A 19,953-nucleotide genomic window follows, 5' to 3' on the forward strand; every position below is an offset into this window, starting at 1 on the left:
ACCATTCATATAAAGCCTGCCTCTGTAGTACTTTTTTGACACGCCCTATATCCAAGGATTGAAAGAGGTTGGTAAATGAAAAGCCTTTCATATAAAGAAGGTTTTCTGCATCGTTTTGTCGGTTTTTCGGAATCTTTTCCCGAGCAAGTTGCTATCCGGCACTTAGACACGGAAGAAGACACCGTTACTTATCGCGAGCTGCGCATCAAGGCCGAAGCCTGCAACGGCGCCCTGACGGCACTCGGTGTATTGCCAGGCGATAAAGTCGCGCTGGTGCTGCCCAACGGGGTGGCATTCATCGCTTATTACCTGGCGATTATCGGGCGGGGTGCCATTCCGGTCATCCTCAACCACAAGTTGACCGTTTTTGAAATGAACAGTGTGGTTAGCCTCGCCAGGCCAACCCTGGTGGTCACGACCGAAGCGTTATGGATGCAACACGACGAGATATTCCAGCCCAACAACGGCGTCAGACACGCCCTGGTGCTGGACGACGGGAGCGAACCTTCATCGCCCCTGCCCGCCAATGCAACGGCCGCCTCTCAATTGCCTCAACAGCTCGAACCCTTGTTGCTGCCCGAAGGCAATCCGATCGTCTCGGTGCAGTTCACTTATCGAGGCATCGGCAGGCCCCTGGCGGTTTCTCACCGCTACCTCGACCTGACGCAATCGAGCGATGGGCTGCACGAGCATTTTCACCTGCAGGGCGTCGGCTCCGTGCACCTGGTGACACTGCCGCTGTATGCCATCTTCGGCCTGTCGGTGATGATGGTGTTTCCCTTGAGCGTGGGCGCCACCCTGCTCATGACCAACACCCTGCTCAACCGGGACCTGGCAGAAGTCCTGTCCGAGCACCAGGTCAGCTTTGCCTGCCTGGTGCCCGATGTCATTCGCTACTTCAATACGCGGCTGGCCAAACGCAAAGGCCCGCGGTTGCCGTTGCACCCGCAACTGATGATCTACTCGGGCGGCAGCCACCTGCCGGCCGATGAAGCCGAAAAGCTGGGCACGCTACTGGGCTGCAATCCGGTACTCCAGGGCTACGGTTTGACCGAAAGCATGCCGGTGATCGTCCAGAGTTCGATTGGCCCGGTCCACCGCGGCGCCATGGGCCAGCCGATCAGCGGCGTGGAACTGCGCGTCGTCGATGCCGAGGGCCAAGACGTGGCACCCGGGCGCATCGGCGAGTTACTGATCCGCGGCGCGATGGTGATCGGCGGCTACAACGATGCCGAGGACACCAATGCCCGATTCTTCCGCGACGGCTGGTTCCACAGCGGCGACCTGGTCTGGCGCGACGACGATGGGCATGTATTTTTCTTTTGCCAACGCCTGCGCATCTCGAAGATCAAGGCGCAGATGGTCGATCTGGTGGAAATCGAATCCATCGCCCTCAAGCACCCCGACGTGGTGCGCGCCAGGGCCTATATCGTCCCGGATCACAAGGAAGTCAACGTGCTGCACCTGTGCGTCGAAGGGACCGGCGAGCTGACCCAGAACGCGCTGGGCACCCTGCTTTCCCGCGATCTGTCGGGCTTCAAGCTGCCCAAGACCATCGAGATCATCCCGCTCAAGGAAGAGGCACATGCACACTAACAGCACCCAACCGGTACTGGCCGTTTTTGACTTCGACGGCACGTTGACCGACCGGCACACCTTCTGGCGCTACATGCGCTACATCGTCGGCACCCGTTCGTTCTGGCTGCGGATCATTCCCCTGCTGCCCAAGATGCTCAGCGTGATCCTGGGCATCACCCCACTGATGCAAGCGCGCCTGGCCTTCATTGCCTGTTACCTGGGCGGGCTGTCGGTGGAGCAAGAACGCGAGCACGCCAAATACTTCATCAGCGAACAGCTGCCGCTCTGGCTCAGGCCCGAGGCGTTGCGGCGACTGCAATGGCATCAGTCCATGGGGCATATCACCGCGCTGGTCAGCAACTCGCCGGAAAACTACCTGATCCCTTGGGGCCAGGCCGCGGGGTTTGACTATGTGTGCGGCACGCGCCTGGCCACGGCAAAAAACAAACTCACCGGCGGGATCGCCGGTACCAACTGTGTAGAGCGAGAGAAAGTCACGCGCCTCAAAGGCTGCCTGAGCAATCTGGATGATTTTTATATTTATGCCTACGGCGACTCATCAGGCGACGCTGACCTGCTTGGCATTGCCAACTCTCCCTTCTACAGAAACTGGTACTGATCGATGAACACGCTGAGCAACTTGGCCCCCAAGCATTTCAAGCGCCCTGACAGCGCCCCGACCGTCATGATCGTCGGCGCCGGCCCCATCGGCCTGTCCTTGGCAATCATGCTGAAAAAATGGGGCGTGGCGTTTCGCATCATTGAAAAGAACGCCGGCCCCTCGACCGCGACCAAGGCGATGGCGATCCACTCCCGCACCCTGGAAATCTTTCGAGACCTGGGCGTTGCCGAGCAAGCCATTCACGACGGTTTCACGATCAACCAGTTTTCCGTGCAGTCGAATGCCAAGCGAGTGCTGAACTACAACTTCTCCTACCTGGACGCGACCTATCCCCTGCTCTTGAGCCTGCCACAGCCGCAAACCGAGAAGATTCTCCTGGAGCGGCTGAAGGAACTGGGCGCGGAGGTGGAGTGGGACACCGAACTGGTGGACATCGAAAACCTGCCGGGTTCGGTGCGTATGACGCTCAAGCATGCCGACGGCACCGAAGAAACCTTCGCCAGTCGCTGGGTGGCCGCCTGTGACGGTGCTCGCAGCAACATCCGAAAACGCCTGGACATGACCTTCGAAGGTTCGTCCTATGACCGCTTCTTCATGCTCGCCGATGCCGATATCCAATGGTCCGGCAGCCAGGATGAGGGCGCGTTTTTCCTCGGTGCACAAGACGGTTACGTGGCGGTTGCGCCGATCAGCGCCCAGTCCCGTTATCGGCTGTTCATCGAAATGCCCTACAACCTGCCGCCAGAAGGCGAGCGTCCGTCACTTAGCCTGGAGAACTTCCAGCGCCTGTGCGAAGGACGTGGGCAAAAGATGACGCTGTCCAATATTTCCTCGACGACCATCGCCTCGTTCCAGCATCGCCGCGTGCAAACGATGCAACAAGGCTCGGTGTTCCTGCTGGGGGACTCGGCGCATATCGGCAGCCCCATCGGTGGCCAATGGATGAACCTGGGGGTTTCCGAGGCCTATAACCTGGCCTGGAAAATCGCCTATGTCGATCAAGGCCTGGCGGATCCGTCCTTGCTCGACAGCTACAACGAAGAGCGTTATCCGGTTGCCCTGGAAGTCGAGAACACCGCCCACCGGTTGACGGGGTTGATTACCGTCCGGCGGCGCGCCCTGGTCTGGCTGCGTGACAACGTCCTGCCGTTGTTGAGCAACCGGAAAAAGGTCCAGCGCAAGTTGCCGTCCATGATTTCCGGTCATCAGTATCACTACGAAAAGAGTGACTACATCCAGGAATCGCTGACGAAGAAACAGCGCTACAACTGGAACAAGAAAGGCAAAAAAACCGAGTTCCCGAGCGCAGCGCCTCGCGCCGGGCAACTGGCACCTGATGTCGAGTTGTGGCAACTGCAAGGGCTGCCCACAAAGCACTTGATCGACCTGTTCCACGGAACGTTCACGCTGTTGATCTTCAGCGCGGCCGATCAGTTTTCACCTTTATTGCCGGGCCATTACGCCTTGGCCGAGTCGGTGGAAAAGGACTACCCCGGCATCAAGGCTTATTGCGTGATCGATGCCCTGAGCAGCGCCGGGCTGCCATCCTGGCACTCGACACTGCTGGACCCGGACTGGCGACTGCACAAGCGCTACCACGCCAAGGCAGGCACGTTGATGCTGATTCGTCCTGACGGCTACATCGCTTTCCAAGGTGCCGATGCAATAACACTGGCGACCTATCTGAACGTAAGGTCCGGGTTGCTCAAGGGCGCCAGAAAAACAACTTCGTGTGAGATCGACGCAGTGGAACTCCAACTTTAAGTCGCGCCATGGCTACAGCCAATTTGCTTCATTGATATAAACAAGGCCCAGTCCTGGGCCATGATTTTTGATTTTTCTTTTGTATAGAAATATCGACCGACTTGGTTAGGAGAACCTGATGCGTTTGCAACTTAACGATGTGGTGCAGGAATTCATCGTGTCCAACGGGAGAATAGCCCACAGCTATTTCTCTCTGTCCGAAAAGATCATTGAGTCATTGTGCGAATCCAATGTCGCCAAGGAAGCGATATTGCTGCGCGTGTTGGAACAAGCCGAAACCGTTACTGCCCATTACTTCAATGCTCATCAACAAGTTCTCGAGGGCGTTTATGCCCATGGGATCGAAACCTCCGTCAGCCAGAATGTTGCAGTGCTGGAGCCTGTTCAGGCTAAACCGACCATCTTGGCCCCGATGCCCGTCGCCGAAACCGTCGCAGAGACATCGGCACTCAACTACGGGCAATGGTTGCGCGGAGAAATCAGCGCCGTCACCGGCTTCCAGGCACAACAGATCGACTTCGATCAAAGCTTCGAGAGCCTGGGGATCGACTCGCTGGGACTGGTGGATATTTTCGAGTCCCTGGCCCAGCACTTCCCGGAAAAGAAAGCGCTCACCGCTCAGCTCTTCGATGCCCCTACCCCGACCGCCTTGCTGGCCCGACTTGAAGCCGATCCACAGGCGCCGGCGGTGGATGTCCAGGGTTGGGTACTCGATCAACTCGCGGCGATCACCGGCTTTACGGTTGAGCAGATCGACCCGACACAAAGCTATGAAAGCCTGGGCCTGGATTCGCTCGTGCAGCTGGATTTCCTCGAATCGGTCGTCGCCCTCTGGCCACAGCTCAAGGCTCACAGTTCCGAGCTGGCCAATGCCAAGTTCCCGCAGGCAACCATTGCCCTGATCCAAGCCACCCTGGCCGATCCCCAACCGCAAGCGGCGCCCTCACCTGCCGCGACCGCCACTCAAGGGCAGGCGGAAAACCTGCTGTTCAACGCCCTGTCGCCGTTGATCCCGGACGCCGCGCAGTCCATCGATATCCAGACGCCGTTCGCCCAACTGGGTCTCAACGGCTTCGCCCGAGAAGCGCTCTGCCATTCCATGGCGCAACAGTGCTCGGCCAGCGAGTTTGCCGGTGAAGCGCTGATGTCCCGTCGCACGCCTCAGGATGCCTTGTCGCTGCTGGCCAGACTGAGCTGAGCCCAGCAACGAGCGACAGGAATGGAATCCGGGTGACGAACCCGTCACCCAGCAGTTTGGCGATCAGGAGACAGGGTATGAGTGGCGCAGCAACAACAGCGGACGATTTTTGCTTCAGCGCGATGGCGGGCGAGTTTCCAGGAGCACCGTCAACGGAAGCGCTTTGGCAGTTGCTTTCCCAAGGGCAGGTCGCACCGATCGAATCGATGCCGACACGCTGGGACGTGGACAAGGCGTCGATCTATTCAACCAAGGCCGGCGAGAAAGATCGCACCTACCTGGACAGCGCTTTTTGCCTGACCGACGACGCTTCGACTCCGTCACGGCACGAAGGACGACAGGTCGCCATTGGCAAGAAAGTGCTCCAGACGCTGTTCAGCCAACTGGCCGCACAGGGCTCGCTACTGAGTAGCGAACGCACGGCATTGGTGGTCGCGACATCTTGGAGTGACGAGAGCTATTTCGTCACCGGCATGTCCGGAAAACCCGATGCACCGCCGGGCTTTACCCCGGGTGAACAAGTCGCGGCGCTGGCCGCGGCCTTTGCCTTGGGTGGGCCGGCGCTATCGGTGGACACCGCGTGCAGCTCGTTCCCCTATGCCTTGGACATGGCCCAGGCGCTGGTCAACAGCGGCCAGGCGGACAACGCGATTGTCATGGCCCTCAACACCGTGCTGCCACCGGCGCTGTTCCTGGGCTTCTCGCAGTTGACGGCGTTTTCCGCGCGGGCGCGGATGGAAGCCTTCGGCCAGGACGCCGACGGCATTGTACCGGGCGAATGTGCCGTTGCGTTCCTGGTCGAACCGGTCGTCCAGGCCCTGACCGCGCAGCGCCGTCCAATGGGTGTCTTGCGCGCCTTGGGCATGTCCGCCGACGGCGCCGAAGGCTCGGTGTTTGCCCCCGGCAAACAGGCCCAATACTCGGCTTACCAACGTGCTTATCGCGGCCTTGACCCAAGGGACGTGGACTACATCGAGACCCACGGCACCGGCACACCGCTGGGGGATGCGACGGAGCTGGCCTCGCTGGACAGCTTCTTCGCCCCCCATCGCCCGCACGGCGAGAAAATCACCATCGGTTCGATCAAGTCGGTCATCGGCCATCCCCTGGCCGCTGCCGGCGGCGCTTCGCTCGCCAAGGCCCTGATGATATTGCGCCACAAAGGCATCCCCCCGCAGCCGGGCTACCGCCCCAGCGCAAAAGTCGACGCCACCTGCCTGCGACTCGCCACCCAGCAGGTACATCCTCTGGAGGCGCGTCAGTCGGCGATCCGGATTGGCATCTCCAGTTTCGGCTTTGGCGGCGCCAACGCTCACCTGGTGGTGGATGAATACGTTCCCAACGAGCGGCCTGCCGCAGCCCCCGCCAACACCTGCGGCGTGGTGATGCTGGACCTTGCCATCGTCGAGGCTGAGGCCGCGCTGGGCAGCCACCGTTCGTTGCAGGCATTCCAGCAGCAGCTCGACCAACCCGCGGCGCCTTCGGTCGTGTTCCCTTATGGGCGCTTCGTCGATTACACCCCGGCGCCCGGTCAGCCTTTGCTGGGCAAATTCCTCGCCCAGGACCACGTCATCGATATCGATGGCTTCGGCATGGGGCCCAAGCCGCTGGCCCACGTCGACCCGTTCAAACTGTTGATCACCGATCGCGTCAACCACTTGCTGCGACGCTTGCCGGGCGTGGCCGGTTCGCCCGGCACCGCGATGGTCATGTGCTGCAACATGGGCGGCGAGCGCTTCAGCAACGCCTATAGCAGCGCCCACAACTTCTTTTCCCGGACACAAGGCGCGGCGCCGGGCGTCGAAGTGACTGACGTGGCAACCATGCTGCCGAACATGTTGTCCGGCTACCCGGCACAGATTTTTGACTTCAAGGGTTTCCATCAGACCCTGGTCGGCACCGCGGGCCTGTTCTGGCAAACCTTGCTGGCTTCGCCGCAATGGTTCGACAACGGTATCACCACGCTCCTGCTCGGTGCCGGGCGTTTTCTCAGTGGTGAAATCGAGGTCGAGCGTGCCCGGCGTACCGCGACCCAGCAGGGTGAAGGACTGGGGCTGCTGGCGGTGCGTCGCTATCAGCCGCAGGCCTCAGACAAACCGTTGCTGGTGATCCGCGCCGCAGTCCTCGCCCACGCCGCCGACTCGTTGGAAGCGGCTTGCCGGTTGGTGGGCAAAGCGCCGAACCACTATGCGAACGTTGAAATCTGCGAGTTGCAGCCGGTTGCGACACCTGCCAGCGGATCGCTGCGGGAAATCACCGGTTTCCTCGCCGAAGCCAGCGGCATCGAAACCCTGCTGGCGGTGATGTTGCGCAGCGCGACCCATAGCGTGATCGAGGTGCGTGAGGCCGGCAAGACGGTGATGTGGCTGTTTACCGAACGGCTTCGCCAGTGGACTCCGACCACGGTCGAGGCCAGCTCGCCCATCAAGCATCCGTTCATGCTGCGCTTTGCCCATTCGTCATCCCAGGAACTGCAGCAGGTCATCACGCCTGTCAGCCTGGTCCACGAGCCGCAGAACGATGGCGTCGATGTGCAGCAGCTCAGCGACATGCTCACCAGCACCCTGCTCTCCGGGCTGCGGGTGCGGGTGCGCGCCATGGAAAGCCTGTTCGCCCTGCACCGTGGCGATACCACCCAGCGCCCGACACCCTGGCAGCGCAGCGCGGAACATAGCGTGATCACCAACGCCCGGCGCAGCCCTCAGTCGCTGCACGCCCAACTGGTGGTGAATGAAGCGCACCCCTACTTCTTCGACCACCCCTTGGATCACATTCCGGGCATCTTGCTGCTGGAGGGCGTGCTGCAATTGCTCGAACTGGCCATGCCGCCACTGAGCGGACGGGTCGCCTACATCAAGACCCTGACGATCAAGTTCCAGCACTACGTACAGAAGCACGGCACGGTCGATCTGCATGTGGAGCAAGGCGAAGATTCCCAGGTGTTCCATGGGAAGGTCATGCAGGCCGGGAAAGTGATGTGCACCTGCATCCTCGAAATGGCCTACAGCTCGGCGTTCGAGACCTCGCCGGCCAGCGACTTCACCGCCACGCCCTGCCGCGACAAGGCCCTGTTGCACAAGGCCCGGGCGGAAAACGTCATCGTCAGTGACATGAGCGGTGTCGCCCAGGGCCTGAGCGTGGACACGGTGAAACTGCCGCCGGAGCACTTCTTCCAGGCAGGCGATCCCCAGCACTATTCCATGGTGTATTTCCTCGAGGTGGCTCGCCAGTGCTACATGCAGATCGCCCACAGCCATCTGCGCATCCCCCTCAACACCCCGATGAACCTGCTGGCCTTGAGCTTCACCCTGGATCGGCCCATCCCCAGGAACAGCCCGCTGTCATTGGCGCCGCAGGCCGGTTTTGACGCGGCGCTCCAGGCCTTCAAGACCAACCGCATCTACATCGACCTGTTCAACCGGGGCGAAAAAATCGGACAAGCCAGCATTACCGCCCAGGTGCTGAGTCAATCCGCACCGGCAGCCTGAGCATTGAATGGATCTGCCACCCCGCATGACCGTGCCCCCCACAACCAAGGTGTCACCGTGAACGACGTCAACGTGCAAGTCATAGTCAAATCGCCGCCTTCTGAAATCTGGAAGCTCTGGAGCAACTTTCCCGAAGCACCGCTATGGGATACCGACGTTCGCCAGTGCCAGCTCGACGGTCCGTTCCAGGCGGGAACGCGCGGCAGATGTGTCCTCAAGAATGGCTTGAACATGCCCCTGAAGCTGGAAGCCGTGAGCCCGCACGAAAGTTATCGCAACAGCGCACGGCTGCTCTGGATCGACCTGGAATTCGACCATCGGATGCGCCGGCTCTCTGCCGATGAAACCCATGTCATCCATAGCGCGAGGATTTCGGGGCCGTTGAGTTTCCTGTACCGCGCACTGCTGCGCAAAGCACTGGCCAGGGCGATGACCACCGCCCTGGACAACCTCTGCAAGCTGGCTGAACAACGGGCCGCCACCTCGGCGCGGGGGAAAACCGCGACGCCCTTGCACCTCGTGTGAGCGCCCTCGGACGTGTTTCGCCTACCTATCGATAACAGCAACATTTCGGATCTAGCATGAACCTACAGAAAAACACCCGCTATCTCGTCATGGGCATCGTTGGCCTGGGTGTGATCGCCCCAACGTCGAGTTTCGCCGACACGCTCGGCCCCTATGTCAGTGGCATGGGCGGCGTGAACTGGGTCGCTGAACAGGACCTTAACCAGAACGATCTTGATTTCGTCGAAATGGAATACAACCAGCCGTTGCATTCCGGCTTCGCCACCGGCCTCGCACTGGGCTGGCGCTTCCCGACCGGGCTACGGCCCGAAGTGGAACTGAGCTACCGCCGCAACACCCTGACCCAGTTCAATCAGCGGGTCTACGAGGGCGGCGGCAGCATCGACGGCAAAGGCGAACAGGAAGCCACCAGCCTCATGGCCAACCTCTGGTATGACATCTCGAACCTGCCGGCCCCCTTGAGCCGCTTCACCCCGTATGTCGGCGGTGGCCTGGGCTACGCCGTGCTGACCATCACCGGCCTGGAAGCCGGTGGCGTCGAGTTCGGCGACACCCATCGCGACACCGTCTCGGCCTGGCAACTCGGCGCCGGGGTCGCTTATGAACTCAGCGAACATTGGTCCATGTCCTTGGACTATCGCTACTTCAAGACCGGCGAAGCGCACTTCGGCGACATCCAGGGCCTGCCCCAGGGCGATGTGCAAACGGAGTACAACGCTCAGTCCTTGATGGTCGGTTTGCGGTACTGGCTGTAGGCGGTAGATGGATCGGCGCCTCAGGTGCCGATTCGTCTCTCACGGCTTCGCTGTCCAAGCCTGGGGCCATTTACTACGGGTGAAACGCATTGCTAGATCGAAAGCACAAAGCGGCTTCCACTCTCGATGTCCTCGCCATCCGACAACGCTCCAGGTACAAACCCGCACCGCTCAAGAACCTTCCTTGAGCCGACGTTGCTCTCATAAACATAAGCCACCAGCTGTGTAAGCTTCCAACGCATCCGCGCCGCCTCGATCAGATGTTTCAGAGCCAGCGTTGCCAGCCCTTGCCCGCAAGCGCGTTGATCAATGCGATAGCCCACCTCGGCGCATCCGTGTGGTGAATGGATGCTTTTCAAATTCGCCCGCCCCACGATTCTCCCGCTGGAATCCTCGATGACAAACGGGTGCCAGGCACCCTCAGCGAAATCGGCCAGATAGCTTTCGATGTGATCGGCGACGCCCGTCAATGAATAAAAGGCCGGGTCGCGTGGGTCGATCTGCGACTCGAACCATTCACGGTTGTGGATTTCGAAGGCCAGCAGCGCTTGCGCATCGGTGCTCTCCAACTCGCGAATTCTGAATGGTTTCACTGATTGTTTCTCCGGGGCCTGGAAGCGCAATCGTAAGGTCGGGTGATAGTTCATGGCCAGGGCTTCTGCTTGAGTCGTCTGGCGCTGGGGGCTGCTGCGCCCGAAGCGTCGGACCGGCCCAGCGGGAGCAAGCTCCCTCGCCACAAAAGCGGCGCAGGTGCGTCCGTGAGAACAGATAGATGGAAAAATCCGAAAGGCCTTTGTGGCTATGCAGATGGATGACTCACGACTCCCCCAAGCCAAACACAACTCCGTGGCGAGGGAGCTTGCTCCCGCTGGGCTGCGCAGCAGCCCCAAAAAGCCGAATGCGATCTGCCTGAAACACCACTGGGTCTGGCTTGAGGTCGCTTCGCGCCCCAGCGGGAGCAAGCTCCCTCGCCACAAAAGCGGCGCAGGTGCGTTCGAGAGAACAGATAGATGGAGAAATCCGAAAGGCCTTTGTGGTTATACCGGTGGATGACTCACGACTCCCCCAAGCCAAACACAACTCCGTGGCGAGGGAGCTTGCTCCCGCTGGGCCGGTCCGACGCTTCGGGCGCAGCAGCCCCAAAAAGCTCAATGCGGTCTGCCTGAAACGCCACAGGGTCGGGCTTCAGGGCCGCTTCGCGCCCCAGCGGGAGCAAGCTCCCTCGCCACGGGTTCATTTTGATGGGGACCCTAAACGAAAAATGCTCCGTACCTTTCGATACGGAGCATTTCTTCAAGACTCCCACTGATTGCCAGGTATTCACGCCTGGTTCAATCGCCTGCAGAATCCGGAGCGATTCTGCAGTTTCTATCGGGGAAGCCAAAGTGGAACCTGCCTGGCGTCCTTCAGGCGTTCTGGTTCCAGGGACGGTCTCCATGCTCGTCCTTGATACGCGTCGGCAAGCCCATCGCATCCAGCGCCTCGAGGAACGCCTCGGCAGGCAGCTCCTCGACGTTGACCATGCGCTGCACGTCCCACTCACCACGAGCCACCAGCAAGGCTGCGGCCACGGGTGGCACGCCGGCGGTGTAGGAAATGCCCTGGCTGTCGGTTTCGGCGTAGGCGTCCTCGTGGTCGGCTACGTTGTAGATGAACATCTCGCGCGGCTGGCCATCCTTGGTGCCCTTGACCAGGTCGCCGATGCAGGTCTTGCCGGTGTAGCCCGGCGCCAGCGAGCTCGGGTCAGGCAGCACGGCCTTGACCACTTTCAGCGGCACGACTTCCAGGCCTTCGGCGGTCTTGACCGGTTGCTCGGAGAGCAGGCCAAGGTTCTTGAGCACGGTGAACACATTGATGTAGTGCTCGCCGAAGCTCATCCAGAAACGCACGTTGGGCACGTCGAGGTTCTTCGACAGCGAGTGCACTTCGTCGTGACCGGTCAGGTACAGGTTCTGCGAGCCTACGACTGGCAGGTCGTCGGTGCGCTTGACTTCGAACATGGTGTTGCTGGTCCACTGGCTGTCCTGCCAGCTCCACACCTGTCCGGTGAATTCGCGGAAATTGATTTCCGGGTCGAAATTGGTGGCGAAATATTTGCCATGGGAGCCGGCATTGACGTCGAGAATGTCGATCGAATCAATGCGGTCGAAATGCTGTTGTTGCGCCAGTGCCGCATAGGCATTGACCACACCCGGGTCGAAGCCCACGCCGAGAATGGCGGTGATGTTCTTCTCCTGGCACTCCTGGAGATGGTTCCACTCGTAGTTGCCGTACCAGGGCGGCGTCTCGCAGACCTTGCCCGGTTCTTCGTGGATGGCGGTGTCCAGGTAGGCCACGCCGGTATCGATGCAGGCACGCAGCACCGACATGTTGAGAAAGGCAGAGCCGACGTTGATGACGATCTGCGACTCGGTTTCGCGAATCAGCGCCTTGGTCGCTTCGACATCCAGAGCGTTCAGTGCAAAGGCCTTGATGTCGGCGGGTTGCTTGAGGCTACCCTTGGCCTTGACGCTGTCGATGATGGCCTGGCATTTGGAGATGTTGCGCGACGCGATAGCAATACGACCGAGTTCGTCGTTGTGCTGCGCGCACTTGTGGGCCACCACCTTGGCGACACCTCCTGCACCAATGATAAGTACGTTCTTCTTCAATTTCTTTATTTCTCCTTCCGCCAGCTCAAGAGAGGCTGGACAAGTAGTCGTCGTAAACAAACTCGCGAACCACCTCGACGCTGCCGTCGAGTTGCTTCACAACGATGGACGGCATCTTCAGGCCGTTGAACCAGTTTTTCTTGACCATGGTGTAGCCCGCTGCGTCGATGAACGACAGCCGATCGCCGATGGACAACGGACGATCAAATTTGTACTCGCCAAAGATGTCTCCGGCCAGACAGGATTTGCCACAAACCATGTAGGTGTGTTCGCCCTCGCTCGGTGCCAGCTTGGCGTCCAGGCGATAGATCAGCAGATCGAGCATGTGCGCCTCAATGGAACTGTCCACCACGGCGAGGTGCTTGCCGTTGTAGAGCGTGTCGAGCACGGTGACTTCCAGCGACGCGCTCTGGGTGATCGCGGCCTCGCCCGGCTCCAGGTAGACCTGCACGCCATACTTTTGCGAGAAGGCCTTGAGCCGTGCGCAAAAGGCGTCCAGGGCGTAGCCCTCGCCGGTGAAATGGATGCCGCCACCGAGGCTGACCCACTCGACCTTATGCAGCAAGTGACCAAAGCGTTCTTCGATAGTGCCCAGCATCTCGTCGAACAGGCCGAAATCGCCGTTCTCGCAGTTGTTGTGGAACATGAAGCCGGAGATGTGCTCGATGACCTGCTCGATCTTCACCGGATCCCACTCGCCCAGGCGGCTGAACGGTCGCGCCGGGTCGGCCAGCAGGTAATCGGAGCTGCTCACCTGCGGATTGACCCGCAAGCCACGGACCTTGCCGGCGGACGCTTCGGTGTAGCGCTGCAACTGGCCGATGGAGTTGAAGATGATCTTGTCGCAGTTGGCGAGCATCTCCTCGATCTCTTCGTCGGCCCAGGCCACGCTGTAGGCATGGGTCTCGCCGGCGAACTTCTGCCGGCCGAGCTTGAGCTCGTAAAGCGACGACGAGGTGGTGCCGTCCATGTACTGCTGCATCAGGTCGAACACCGACCAGGTGGCGAAGCACTTGAGCGCCAGCAAGGCCTTGGCCCCGGACTGCTCACGCACATAGGCGATCTTCTGCATGTTCGCCAGCAGCTTTTGTTTGTCGATGAGGTAGTACGGCGTTTTGATCATTTTCGAGGCCTCCGGGCAAGGCGAGCCAAAAAAGGATGCGCATTGTGCCTTCACTGACTGCAGATCGAAAGAGCGAAAAGCCCCGTTCGCGCAATCATCCCGATCCAGGCCGACGCTTTGCGATAACCGGACGTACCGGCCGCACAGGCGACAAGAGGCTGGATCTGGCAACGGAGGGATAACCAAAAAGCGCTGACGCTCGACCTTGAGCCGTCATCGATAAGCGTCACGGCGGGCAACCGTTCGTGATCAGCTTTTATGCATCAGGCCATGAAGCACACCGAACCTGAGGCCCGCTTCGCTAGCGAGCATGTCTGTAATACCGAAGACCTTGAACGCCGCCAGCATGATCGCCAGGCCACCGGGCAAGATGCCCAGGCGATGACGCTGCAAGCCGGCCAACCTGAGTTGCTCGACATGCCCGACTTCCAGCAGCCGCAGCGACAGGCGCAGCAACCCGCCGTAGGTGATGCCGCCTTGTCCGAAGTCATTGAGACCATTGGCCTTGAGCACCTTGGCCAACATCCGCGCTGTACCGGATGAGCCGATCACCTGCTGCCAGCCCTGCGCGCGATAATGCGCCGCCACTGCTTCAAACTGCAGGACGGCCACGCGTTCAGCCTCCAGCAGCGCCTGAGCGGTGATGCGTCCGCCCGGAAAGTAACGCGCGCCAAAGGTGCCACTGCCAATGGCAATGCTTTCCGTCAACAACGGTTGGGCGCCCTGCCCCAGGATCAGTTCGGTCGAGCCACCGCCGATGTCCACCACCAATCGCGTCTGTTCGACGCCGGGCACCGTATGGGCCACGCCGGCATACACCAGCCGGGCTTCTTCATGCCCCGACAGCACGTCGATCCGAAACCCCAGGTGCCGTTCGGCACTGGCCAGGAACAACTGGGCATTGGCCGCTTCGCGCACGGCACTGGTCGCCACCGCCCGCACCCGTCCGGCTTCAAAGCCGCGCAGTTTCTTGCCGAATCGGGCCAGGGCCTGCCAGCCTCGATCCAGCGCCAGCTCGTCCAGCGCCCCGGCCTGCAGGCCCTCGGCCAATCGGACCGGCTCGCGCAAGGTTTTCACTTCCTGGATCATCATCTGTCGATTGCGCCTGACCGACTGGCCAATCATCAGGCGAAAGGCGTTGGAACCCAGGTCAATGGCCGCGAACAGGGGGGCGTCGCCTTTCATAGCGGTATTCCTTGATTCATCAGCCAGCAGGCACAAGCGCTGCCGAGCATCCCACGATGATTTGCGAGGATCCTGCCACGGGTTCGATGACACCTGGATGACACTCCCTGTTTTAGCCAACGACAAACTCATGAAGCGTAGATGACGTCACTACTATGTAACAAACTGCAGATAGCGTGGATCGCGCCTCCACGACCGAGTTTTCCACCATGCTTTCAACCCAGGACACCTTGGTACAGCGCATCCACCGCGAATTGCTCGATCACAGTGACGAAGAACTGGAGCTGGAATTGTCCGAAGACGGGCATGACCTGAACGCCCTGTTCGATGAACACGCTCCGCAAAGCAGCGAAAAGGAAAACCGCCGACTGTATTTCAGCGAACTGTTCCGCCTCCAGGGCGAACTGGTGAAGCTGCAAAGCTGGGTGGTCAAGACTGGGCACAAGGTCGTGATCCTGTTCGAAGGACGGGACGCCGCCGGCAAGGGTGGCGTGATCAAGCGCATTACCCAGCGGCTCAATCCCCGGGTGTGTCGCGTTGCCGCCCTGCCCGCCCCCAACGACCGTGAACGGACTCAATGGTATTTCCAGCGCTACGTTTCGCACCTGCCGGCGGCGGGTGAGATCGTGCTGTTCGACCGCAGCTGGTACAACCGCGCCGGGGTCGAACAGGTCATGGGCTTCTGCACCGACGACCAGTACGAAGAGTTCTTCCGTACCGTGCCGGAATTCGAGCGGATGCTCGCCCGCTCCGGCATCCAGTTGATCAAGTACTGGTTCTCCATTTCCGACCAGGAACAGCACCTGCGCTTTCTCAGCCGTATTCATGACCCGCTCAAGCAATGGAAGCTCAGCCCCATGGACCTGGAGTCCCGTCGGCGCTGGGAGGCCTATACCAAGGCCAAGGAAATCATGCTTGAGCGCACGCACATCGCCGAGGCCCCCTGGTGGGTGGTGCACGCCGACGACAAGAAAAAGGCCCGGCTCAACTGCATTCATCACCTGCTGGGGCAAATGCCCTATGAAGAAGTGGAACTGCCGACCATCGAACTGCCGCAGCGGGTACGGCAGGAAGATTATTCCCGCAGCCCGACGCCCCCGGAGCTGATCGTGCCCCCGGTCTATTGAGACCCGCCAGGCAGGGACGCCCACCAGGGTTGTCCCAAACGGCTCTGACCTCGTGCATCTCCTGCCCGCTACATACCCATGTGGGAGCGAGCTTGCTCGCGATGGCGGAGGATCAGTTGCCAAGTTTGTGACTGATACCCCGCCATCGCGAGCAGGCTCGCTCCCACAGGACTCTTCGCCATCAAGCCCCCACAAGGGGTTTGGGTGAGTTCATAGCCAGAAACGGTTAACATCCCTTTCCTTCGTCTACCCTCACAGAACGGCGTACCGCCCCTGTGGGCTGACGCTTCAATATTTCCTTGCCTTCCTGTATCGGAGATCCTTCATGCTCAAGCCGTCCTTGGCATTGGCCGCTGGTGTTGCCCTGTCGTTTTGCAGTTGGCTGGCGCAGGCCGCCGACACCCTGAAAGTCAGCGCGATTCCCGACGAAGCCCCGACCGAGCTGCTGCGCAAGTTCAAGCCACTGGGGGCTTACCTGGAACAGCAAACCGGCATGAAGGTCGAGTTCGTCCCCGTGAGCGACTACCCGGCCGTGGTCGAGGCGCTGGCCACCGACCGGATCGACATGGCCTGGCTGGGGGGCTTCACCTTCGTGCAGGCGCGCCTGAAAACCGGCAACGCCATCCCCTTGGTCCAGCGCGAACAGGATGCCCAGTTCACCAGTAAATTCATCACCGCCGACCCTGCCGTCAAATCCCTGGCCGACCTCAAGGGCAAGAGTTTCGCCTTTGGTTCGGTGTCGTCGACGTCCGGCAGCCTCATGCCGCGCTATTTCATGCTCCAGGACGGCATCAAGCCGGAAACCTACTTCAGCCGCGTGGGTTATTCGGGCGCCCATGACGCCACCGTCGCCTGGGTCCAGGCCGGCAAGGTCGACGCCGGGGTGCTGAACGCCAGCGTCTGGGAAAAACTGGTCGCGGCCGGCAAGGTCGACACGGCCAAGGTCAAGGTCTTCGCCACCACCCCCACCTACTTCGACTACAACTGGACCGTGCGCGGAACCCTCGACCCGGCGTTGGCGGCCAAGATCAAGGCGGCCTTCCTGGCCCTCGATCCGGCCAACCCGAAGGACAAGGAAATCCTCGACCTGCAAGCCGCCAGCCGCTTCATCGAAACCAAGCCTGAGAACTACAAGGGCATCGAGGAAGCCGCGCGCGCCGCCGAACTGCTCAAATGACCCTGCAACTGACCCAGGTCAGCGTGACCCATGCCAACGGCGTCCAGGCGTTGCGGGGCATCGACTTGCACATCGGCGCCGGCGAACAGGTCGCGGTCATCGGCCCGTCCGGTGCCGGCAAGTCGAGCCTGCTCAACCTGCTGGCCACCGCCCTGCGCCCGGGCAGCGGCGAGGTGCAGCTGCTCGGCGAGCGTGCCTGGCAGCTGCCTGCCCGTCAGCGGCAGCGCTTGCGCGCGCGCATCGGCCTGATCCACCAAGCGCCGCCCCTGCCGCCACGCCAACGGGTGGTCACGGCGGTCCTGGCCGGGAAGCTCGGTCAGTGGGGCATTGGTAAAAGCTTGTTGAATCTGCTGCACCCGCTGGACATTCCCGGCGCCAGGGCGGCATTGGCCCGGCTGGACCTGGGCGACAAACTGTTCGCGCAATGCCAGCAGCTGTCCGGCGGTCAACTGCAACGCGTGGGCATCGCCCGGGTGTTGTACCAGGCGCCGGAGGTATTGCTGGCCGACGAGCCGGTTTCGGCCATGGACCCGGTATTGGCCGAACATACGCTTTCGGTGCTTTGCCAGCATGCCCGGGAACACAACGTGACCCTGGTCGCCAGCCTGCACGCGGTGGAACTGGCCTTGGCGCACTTTTCCAGGGTCATTGGCCTGCGTGAGGGGCAGGTCCTGTTCGACCTGCCCACCGAGGCGGTCGACCGTCCGCTGCTCGACACGCTCTACGCCAACGATCAACTGCAGCCTTCACCAACGCCCCCTACTACCTTGAGCGTGCAGATCCCCCGATGCTGACACGCGATACCCGAGACCCCGCCACCCGCCCTCGCCTGCTGCTCAGCCTGCTGGCCCTTGTGCTGCTGTGGCCGGGCATCCGGTTCAGCGAATTGGACCTCAGCGTATTGGTGGCGAGTGACAGCCAAAGCGAGATGGGCCGCTTTGTCGCGGCGTTCTGGCCGCCCGCCCATGGCGACGAATTCGTTGAACTGCTGTGGCAGGCCACCCTGCAGACGCTGGCCATCGCCACAGCGGGCATGGCCCTGGCGTTACTGCTGGCGGTGCCCGCGAGCCTGCTGGCCAGCCGCGCCCTGTCACTGTCGGCGGCCTCCCGCGCCGGCCACCCGGGCTATTGGGGCCAATTGCTGCGCTGGCCGGTACGCGGCCTGTTGATCTTCTTGCGCAGCGTCCCGGAAATCGTCTGGGCACTGCTCTTCGTCCGCGCCGTCGGCCTCGGCCCAACGGCCGGCGTACTGGCGATCGCGATTACCTACAGCGGCATGCTGGGCAAGGTCTACGCGGAAATCTACGAATCGGTCGACCAGCGTCCGGCCCACGCACTCTTGCAGTCCGGCAGCAGCCGGCTCGCCGCCTTCTGCTACGGGATCCTGCCCAATGTCGCGGCGGAACTGTTGTCGTACACGGTGTATCGCTGGGAGTGTGCGATCCGCGCTTCGGTGGTGATGGGTTTCGTCGGTGCCGGGGGCCTGGGCCAGCAGATGGACCTGTCGCTGCGCATGTTCGCTGGCGGAGAAGTGGCGAGCCTGCTGCTGACGTTCCTGGCACTGGTGCTGCTCGCCGATCAACTCAGCCGCCTGCTGCGCTGGAGGCTGGCATGAATCGCCTGATCAACGCGGCCATTGTCCTGTGCCTCGGCGCGGCGGTCATCGCCTCGTTCGTTTACCTCGGCATCGACCTGGGCGAGCTCGGCGACAGTCGCAATCTGCACCAGATGGGCGCTTATGCGCAGCGTTTCTTCAGTCCAGACCTGAGCCCGGCCCATTTGAAGGCGATCGGTCACGGCGCCCTGGAAACCCTGGCCATGTCGGCCCTGGGCACCCTGCTCGCGGCGGTGTTCGGCCTGCTGTTGGCCTTGCCGGCAGCCGGGCGCTTTGGCTGGCCCCTGCAGAGCGCATCGCGCCTGGTGCTCAACGCCTTGCGTGCCGTTCCAGAACTGGTGTGGGCCGCGCTGATGGTCCTCGCCGCCGGGCTTGGCCCGAATGCCGGTACCCTGGCCTTGGCCCTGCACACCACCGGCGTGCTCGGCCGGCTGTTCGCCGAAGCCCTGGAAAATACCCCCTCGGAACCTGCCGACGCCATCCGCCTGCAGGGTGGCAACGCCGTGTTGGCGTTCTGTTACGGCACGCTGCCCAATCTCCTGCCGCAACTGCTGGCCTATGTCCTGTATCGCTGGGAAAACAATATCCGCATGGCCAGCGTGCTCGGCTTCGTCGGTGCCGGGGGCTTGGGGCAAATGCTCTACGTCAGCCTCAGCCTGTTCCAGGAAGCCCAAGGCAGCACGGTGATCCTGGCGATGCTGTTGCTGGTGTTGGCCGTCGACACGTTGAGCGGTTGGAGTCGCCAGCGTTGGGTCAAGGCTTGAGGGCTGTTGTGCGGCGATGAGCCGGGAGGTTGGTCATAAAGACCGCGACATGACGTAGGCCATCGACCAGGCCAGGCTGACACAACTGGCCGCCTCCACCGGCCCGGTGGAATGCCTGGTATCCAATGCGGGAATCGCGCCACTGGCCGACGGTCTGGACCTGGCCCCAAAAAAGACTGCGCAACCCTGTGGGAGCGAGCTTGCTCGCGATAGCGGCAGCCCAGCCGACATCGACGCTGGCTGACCTGGCCTATCGCGAGCAACCTCGCGCCCCCAGGGTTACAGGCTCAGCCAAACCTACTCATCGTCTCGCCCACAAAACCGTGGCGAGGGAGCTTGCTCCCGCTGGGCTGCGCAGCAGCCCCAACAAGCAACATGCAA

At 61.4% G+C, this 19,953-nt stretch carries 16 protein-coding genes; 12 read left to right on the forward strand and 4 right to left on the reverse strand.

Annotated elements, in window-relative coordinates; all coding sequences use genetic code 11:
- Positions 1–75 precede the first annotated feature (75 nt).
- The 7 genes from ACIPQ1_RS12365 to ACIPQ1_RS12395 all read left to right on the forward strand — a co-directional run bounded on the left by ACIPQ1_RS12365 (position 76) and on the right by ACIPQ1_RS12395 (position 9,930).
- The gene (locus tag ACIPQ1_RS12365) at positions 76–1,596 is read left to right on the forward strand and encodes a class I adenylate-forming enzyme family protein (protein WP_446534200.1); all 1,521 of its coding nucleotides are present in this window, start codon (positions 76–78) and stop codon (positions 1,594–1,596) included.
- Complete coding sequence (locus ACIPQ1_RS12370) at positions 1,586–2,197, forward strand: HAD-IB family hydrolase (protein ID WP_186729113.1); 612 nt, start codon at positions 1,586–1,588, stop codon at positions 2,195–2,197. The genes ACIPQ1_RS12365 and ACIPQ1_RS12370 overlap by 11 nt, the downstream gene beginning before the upstream one ends.
- 3 nt (positions 2,198–2,200) lie before the next feature.
- Complete coding sequence (locus ACIPQ1_RS12375) at positions 2,201–3,964, forward strand: FAD-dependent monooxygenase (protein WP_446534201.1); 1,764 nt, start codon at positions 2,201–2,203, stop codon at positions 3,962–3,964.
- A 118-nt stretch (positions 3,965–4,082) separates the two neighbouring features.
- A complete protein-coding gene (locus ACIPQ1_RS12380) occupies positions 4,083–5,162 on the forward strand; it encodes a phosphopantetheine-binding protein (RefSeq protein WP_446534202.1) in 1,080 nt (359 codons plus the stop codon).
- A 77-nt stretch (positions 5,163–5,239) separates the two neighbouring features.
- Positions 5,240–8,650 (forward strand): beta-ketoacyl synthase N-terminal-like domain-containing protein, encoded by a 3,411-nt coding sequence (locus tag ACIPQ1_RS12385; protein WP_446534203.1) that lies wholly within the window; start codon positions 5,240–5,242, stop codon positions 8,648–8,650.
- 57 nt (positions 8,651–8,707) lie between these two features.
- Entirely contained in the window at positions 8,708–9,175 is a 468-nt protein-coding gene (locus ACIPQ1_RS12390) for an SRPBCC family protein (RefSeq protein WP_250963671.1), read from the forward strand.
- A 56-nt stretch (positions 9,176–9,231) separates the two neighbouring features.
- On the forward strand, positions 9,232–9,930 hold the full coding sequence (locus ACIPQ1_RS12395; protein ID WP_446534204.1) for an outer membrane protein: 699 nt from the start codon (positions 9,232–9,234) through the stop codon (positions 9,928–9,930).
- 92 nt (positions 9,931–10,022) lie between these two features.
- On the opposite strand, the gene ACIPQ1_RS12400 is transcribed toward ACIPQ1_RS12395, so the two are convergent.
- From ACIPQ1_RS12400 to ACIPQ1_RS12415, 4 genes are all read right to left on the reverse strand, one after another.
- Positions 10,023–10,523 carry a GNAT family N-acetyltransferase gene (locus ACIPQ1_RS12400; protein WP_446534272.1) on the reverse strand — a complete coding sequence of 167 codons (501 nt, stop codon included), beginning with the start codon at positions 10,521–10,523 and terminating at the stop codon, positions 10,023–10,025.
- Positions 10,524–11,336: 813 nt separating this feature from the next.
- A complete protein-coding gene (locus tag ACIPQ1_RS12405) occupies positions 11,337–12,581 on the reverse strand; it encodes a saccharopine dehydrogenase family protein (RefSeq protein WP_250963669.1) in 1,245 nt (414 codons plus the stop codon).
- 25 nt (positions 12,582–12,606) lie between these two features.
- Positions 12,607–13,704 carry a carboxynorspermidine decarboxylase gene (locus ACIPQ1_RS12410; RefSeq protein WP_411384975.1) on the reverse strand — a complete coding sequence of 366 codons (1,098 nt, stop codon included), beginning with the start codon at positions 13,702–13,704 and terminating at the stop codon, positions 12,607–12,609.
- A 249-nt stretch (positions 13,705–13,953) separates the two neighbouring features.
- Positions 13,954–14,889, reverse strand: a complete 936-nt coding sequence (locus ACIPQ1_RS12415; protein WP_411384976.1) for a Ppx/GppA phosphatase family protein — start codon at positions 14,887–14,889, stop codon at positions 13,954–13,956.
- Positions 14,890–15,098: 209 nt separating this feature from the next.
- Between ACIPQ1_RS12415 and ppk2 the strand changes: the two genes are divergently transcribed.
- From ppk2 to phnE (ACIPQ1_RS12440), 5 genes are all read left to right on the forward strand, one after another.
- Complete coding sequence (gene ppk2, locus ACIPQ1_RS12420; RefSeq protein WP_250963666.1) at positions 15,099–16,016, forward strand: polyphosphate kinase 2; 918 nt, start codon at positions 15,099–15,101, stop codon at positions 16,014–16,016.
- A 325-nt stretch (positions 16,017–16,341) separates the two neighbouring features.
- On the forward strand, positions 16,342–17,193 hold the full coding sequence (locus ACIPQ1_RS12425) for a putative selenate ABC transporter substrate-binding protein (RefSeq protein WP_186707370.1): 852 nt from the start codon (positions 16,342–16,344) through the stop codon (positions 17,191–17,193).
- Positions 17,190–17,987, forward strand: a complete 798-nt coding sequence (locus ACIPQ1_RS12430; RefSeq protein ID WP_446534205.1) for a phosphonate ABC transporter ATP-binding protein — start codon at positions 17,190–17,192, stop codon at positions 17,985–17,987. Before ACIPQ1_RS12425 ends, ACIPQ1_RS12430 begins: the two co-directional genes overlap by 4 nt.
- Positions 17,981–18,808: a phosphonate ABC transporter, permease protein PhnE gene (gene phnE / locus ACIPQ1_RS12435; protein ID WP_186707368.1), complete on the forward strand. Its 828-nt coding sequence runs from the start codon at positions 17,981–17,983 to the stop codon at positions 18,806–18,808. Before ACIPQ1_RS12430 ends, phnE (ACIPQ1_RS12435) begins: the two co-directional genes overlap by 7 nt.
- On the forward strand, positions 18,805–19,572 hold the full coding sequence (gene phnE / locus ACIPQ1_RS12440) for a phosphonate ABC transporter, permease protein PhnE (protein WP_186707367.1): 768 nt from the start codon (positions 18,805–18,807) through the stop codon (positions 19,570–19,572). The genes phnE (ACIPQ1_RS12435) and phnE (ACIPQ1_RS12440) overlap by 4 nt, the downstream gene beginning before the upstream one ends.
- The last annotated feature ends 381 nt before the right edge of the window (positions 19,573–19,953 follow it).

It is taken from the genome of Pseudomonas sp. LARHCG127 (assembly GCF_052871455.1).

What these genes read in the sequence shown, in the direction of transcription:
- ACIPQ1_RS12365 (WP_446534200.1), top strand. Translation starts at nt 76, where the DNA reads ATGAAAAGCCTTTCATATAAAGAAGGTTTTCTGCATCGTTTTGTCGGT.
- ACIPQ1_RS12370 (WP_186729113.1), top strand. Translation starts at nt 1,586, where the DNA reads ATGCACACTAACAGCACCCAACCGGTACTGGCCGTTTTTGACTTCGAC.
- ACIPQ1_RS12375 (WP_446534201.1), top strand. Translation starts at nt 2,201, where the DNA reads ATGAACACGCTGAGCAACTTGGCCCCCAAGCATTTCAAGCGCCCTGAC.
- ACIPQ1_RS12380 (WP_446534202.1), top strand. Translation starts at nt 4,083, where the DNA reads ATGCGTTTGCAACTTAACGATGTGGTGCAGGAATTCATCGTGTCCAAC.
- ACIPQ1_RS12385 (WP_446534203.1), top strand. Translation starts at nt 5,240, where the DNA reads ATGAGTGGCGCAGCAACAACAGCGGACGATTTTTGCTTCAGCGCGATG.
- ACIPQ1_RS12395 (WP_446534204.1), top strand. Translation starts at nt 9,232, where the DNA reads ATGAACCTACAGAAAAACACCCGCTATCTCGTCATGGGCATCGTTGGC.
- ACIPQ1_RS12410 (WP_411384975.1), bottom strand. Translation starts at nt 13,704, where the DNA reads ATGATCAAAACGCCGTACTACCTCATCGACAAACAAAAGCTGCTGGCG.
- ACIPQ1_RS12415 (WP_411384976.1), bottom strand. Translation starts at nt 14,889, where the DNA reads ATGAAAGGCGACGCCCCCCTGTTCGCGGCCATTGACCTGGGTTCCAAC.
- ppk2 (WP_250963666.1), top strand. Translation starts at nt 15,099, where the DNA reads ATGCTTTCAACCCAGGACACCTTGGTACAGCGCATCCACCGCGAATTG.
- ACIPQ1_RS12425 (WP_186707370.1), top strand. Translation starts at nt 16,342, where the DNA reads ATGCTCAAGCCGTCCTTGGCATTGGCCGCTGGTGTTGCCCTGTCGTTT.
- ACIPQ1_RS12430 (WP_446534205.1), top strand. Translation starts at nt 17,190, where the DNA reads ATGACCCTGCAACTGACCCAGGTCAGCGTGACCCATGCCAACGGCGTC.
- phnE (WP_186707368.1), top strand. Translation starts at nt 17,981, where the DNA reads ATGCTGACACGCGATACCCGAGACCCCGCCACCCGCCCTCGCCTGCTG.
- phnE (WP_186707367.1), top strand. Translation starts at nt 18,805, where the DNA reads ATGAATCGCCTGATCAACGCGGCCATTGTCCTGTGCCTCGGCGCGGCG.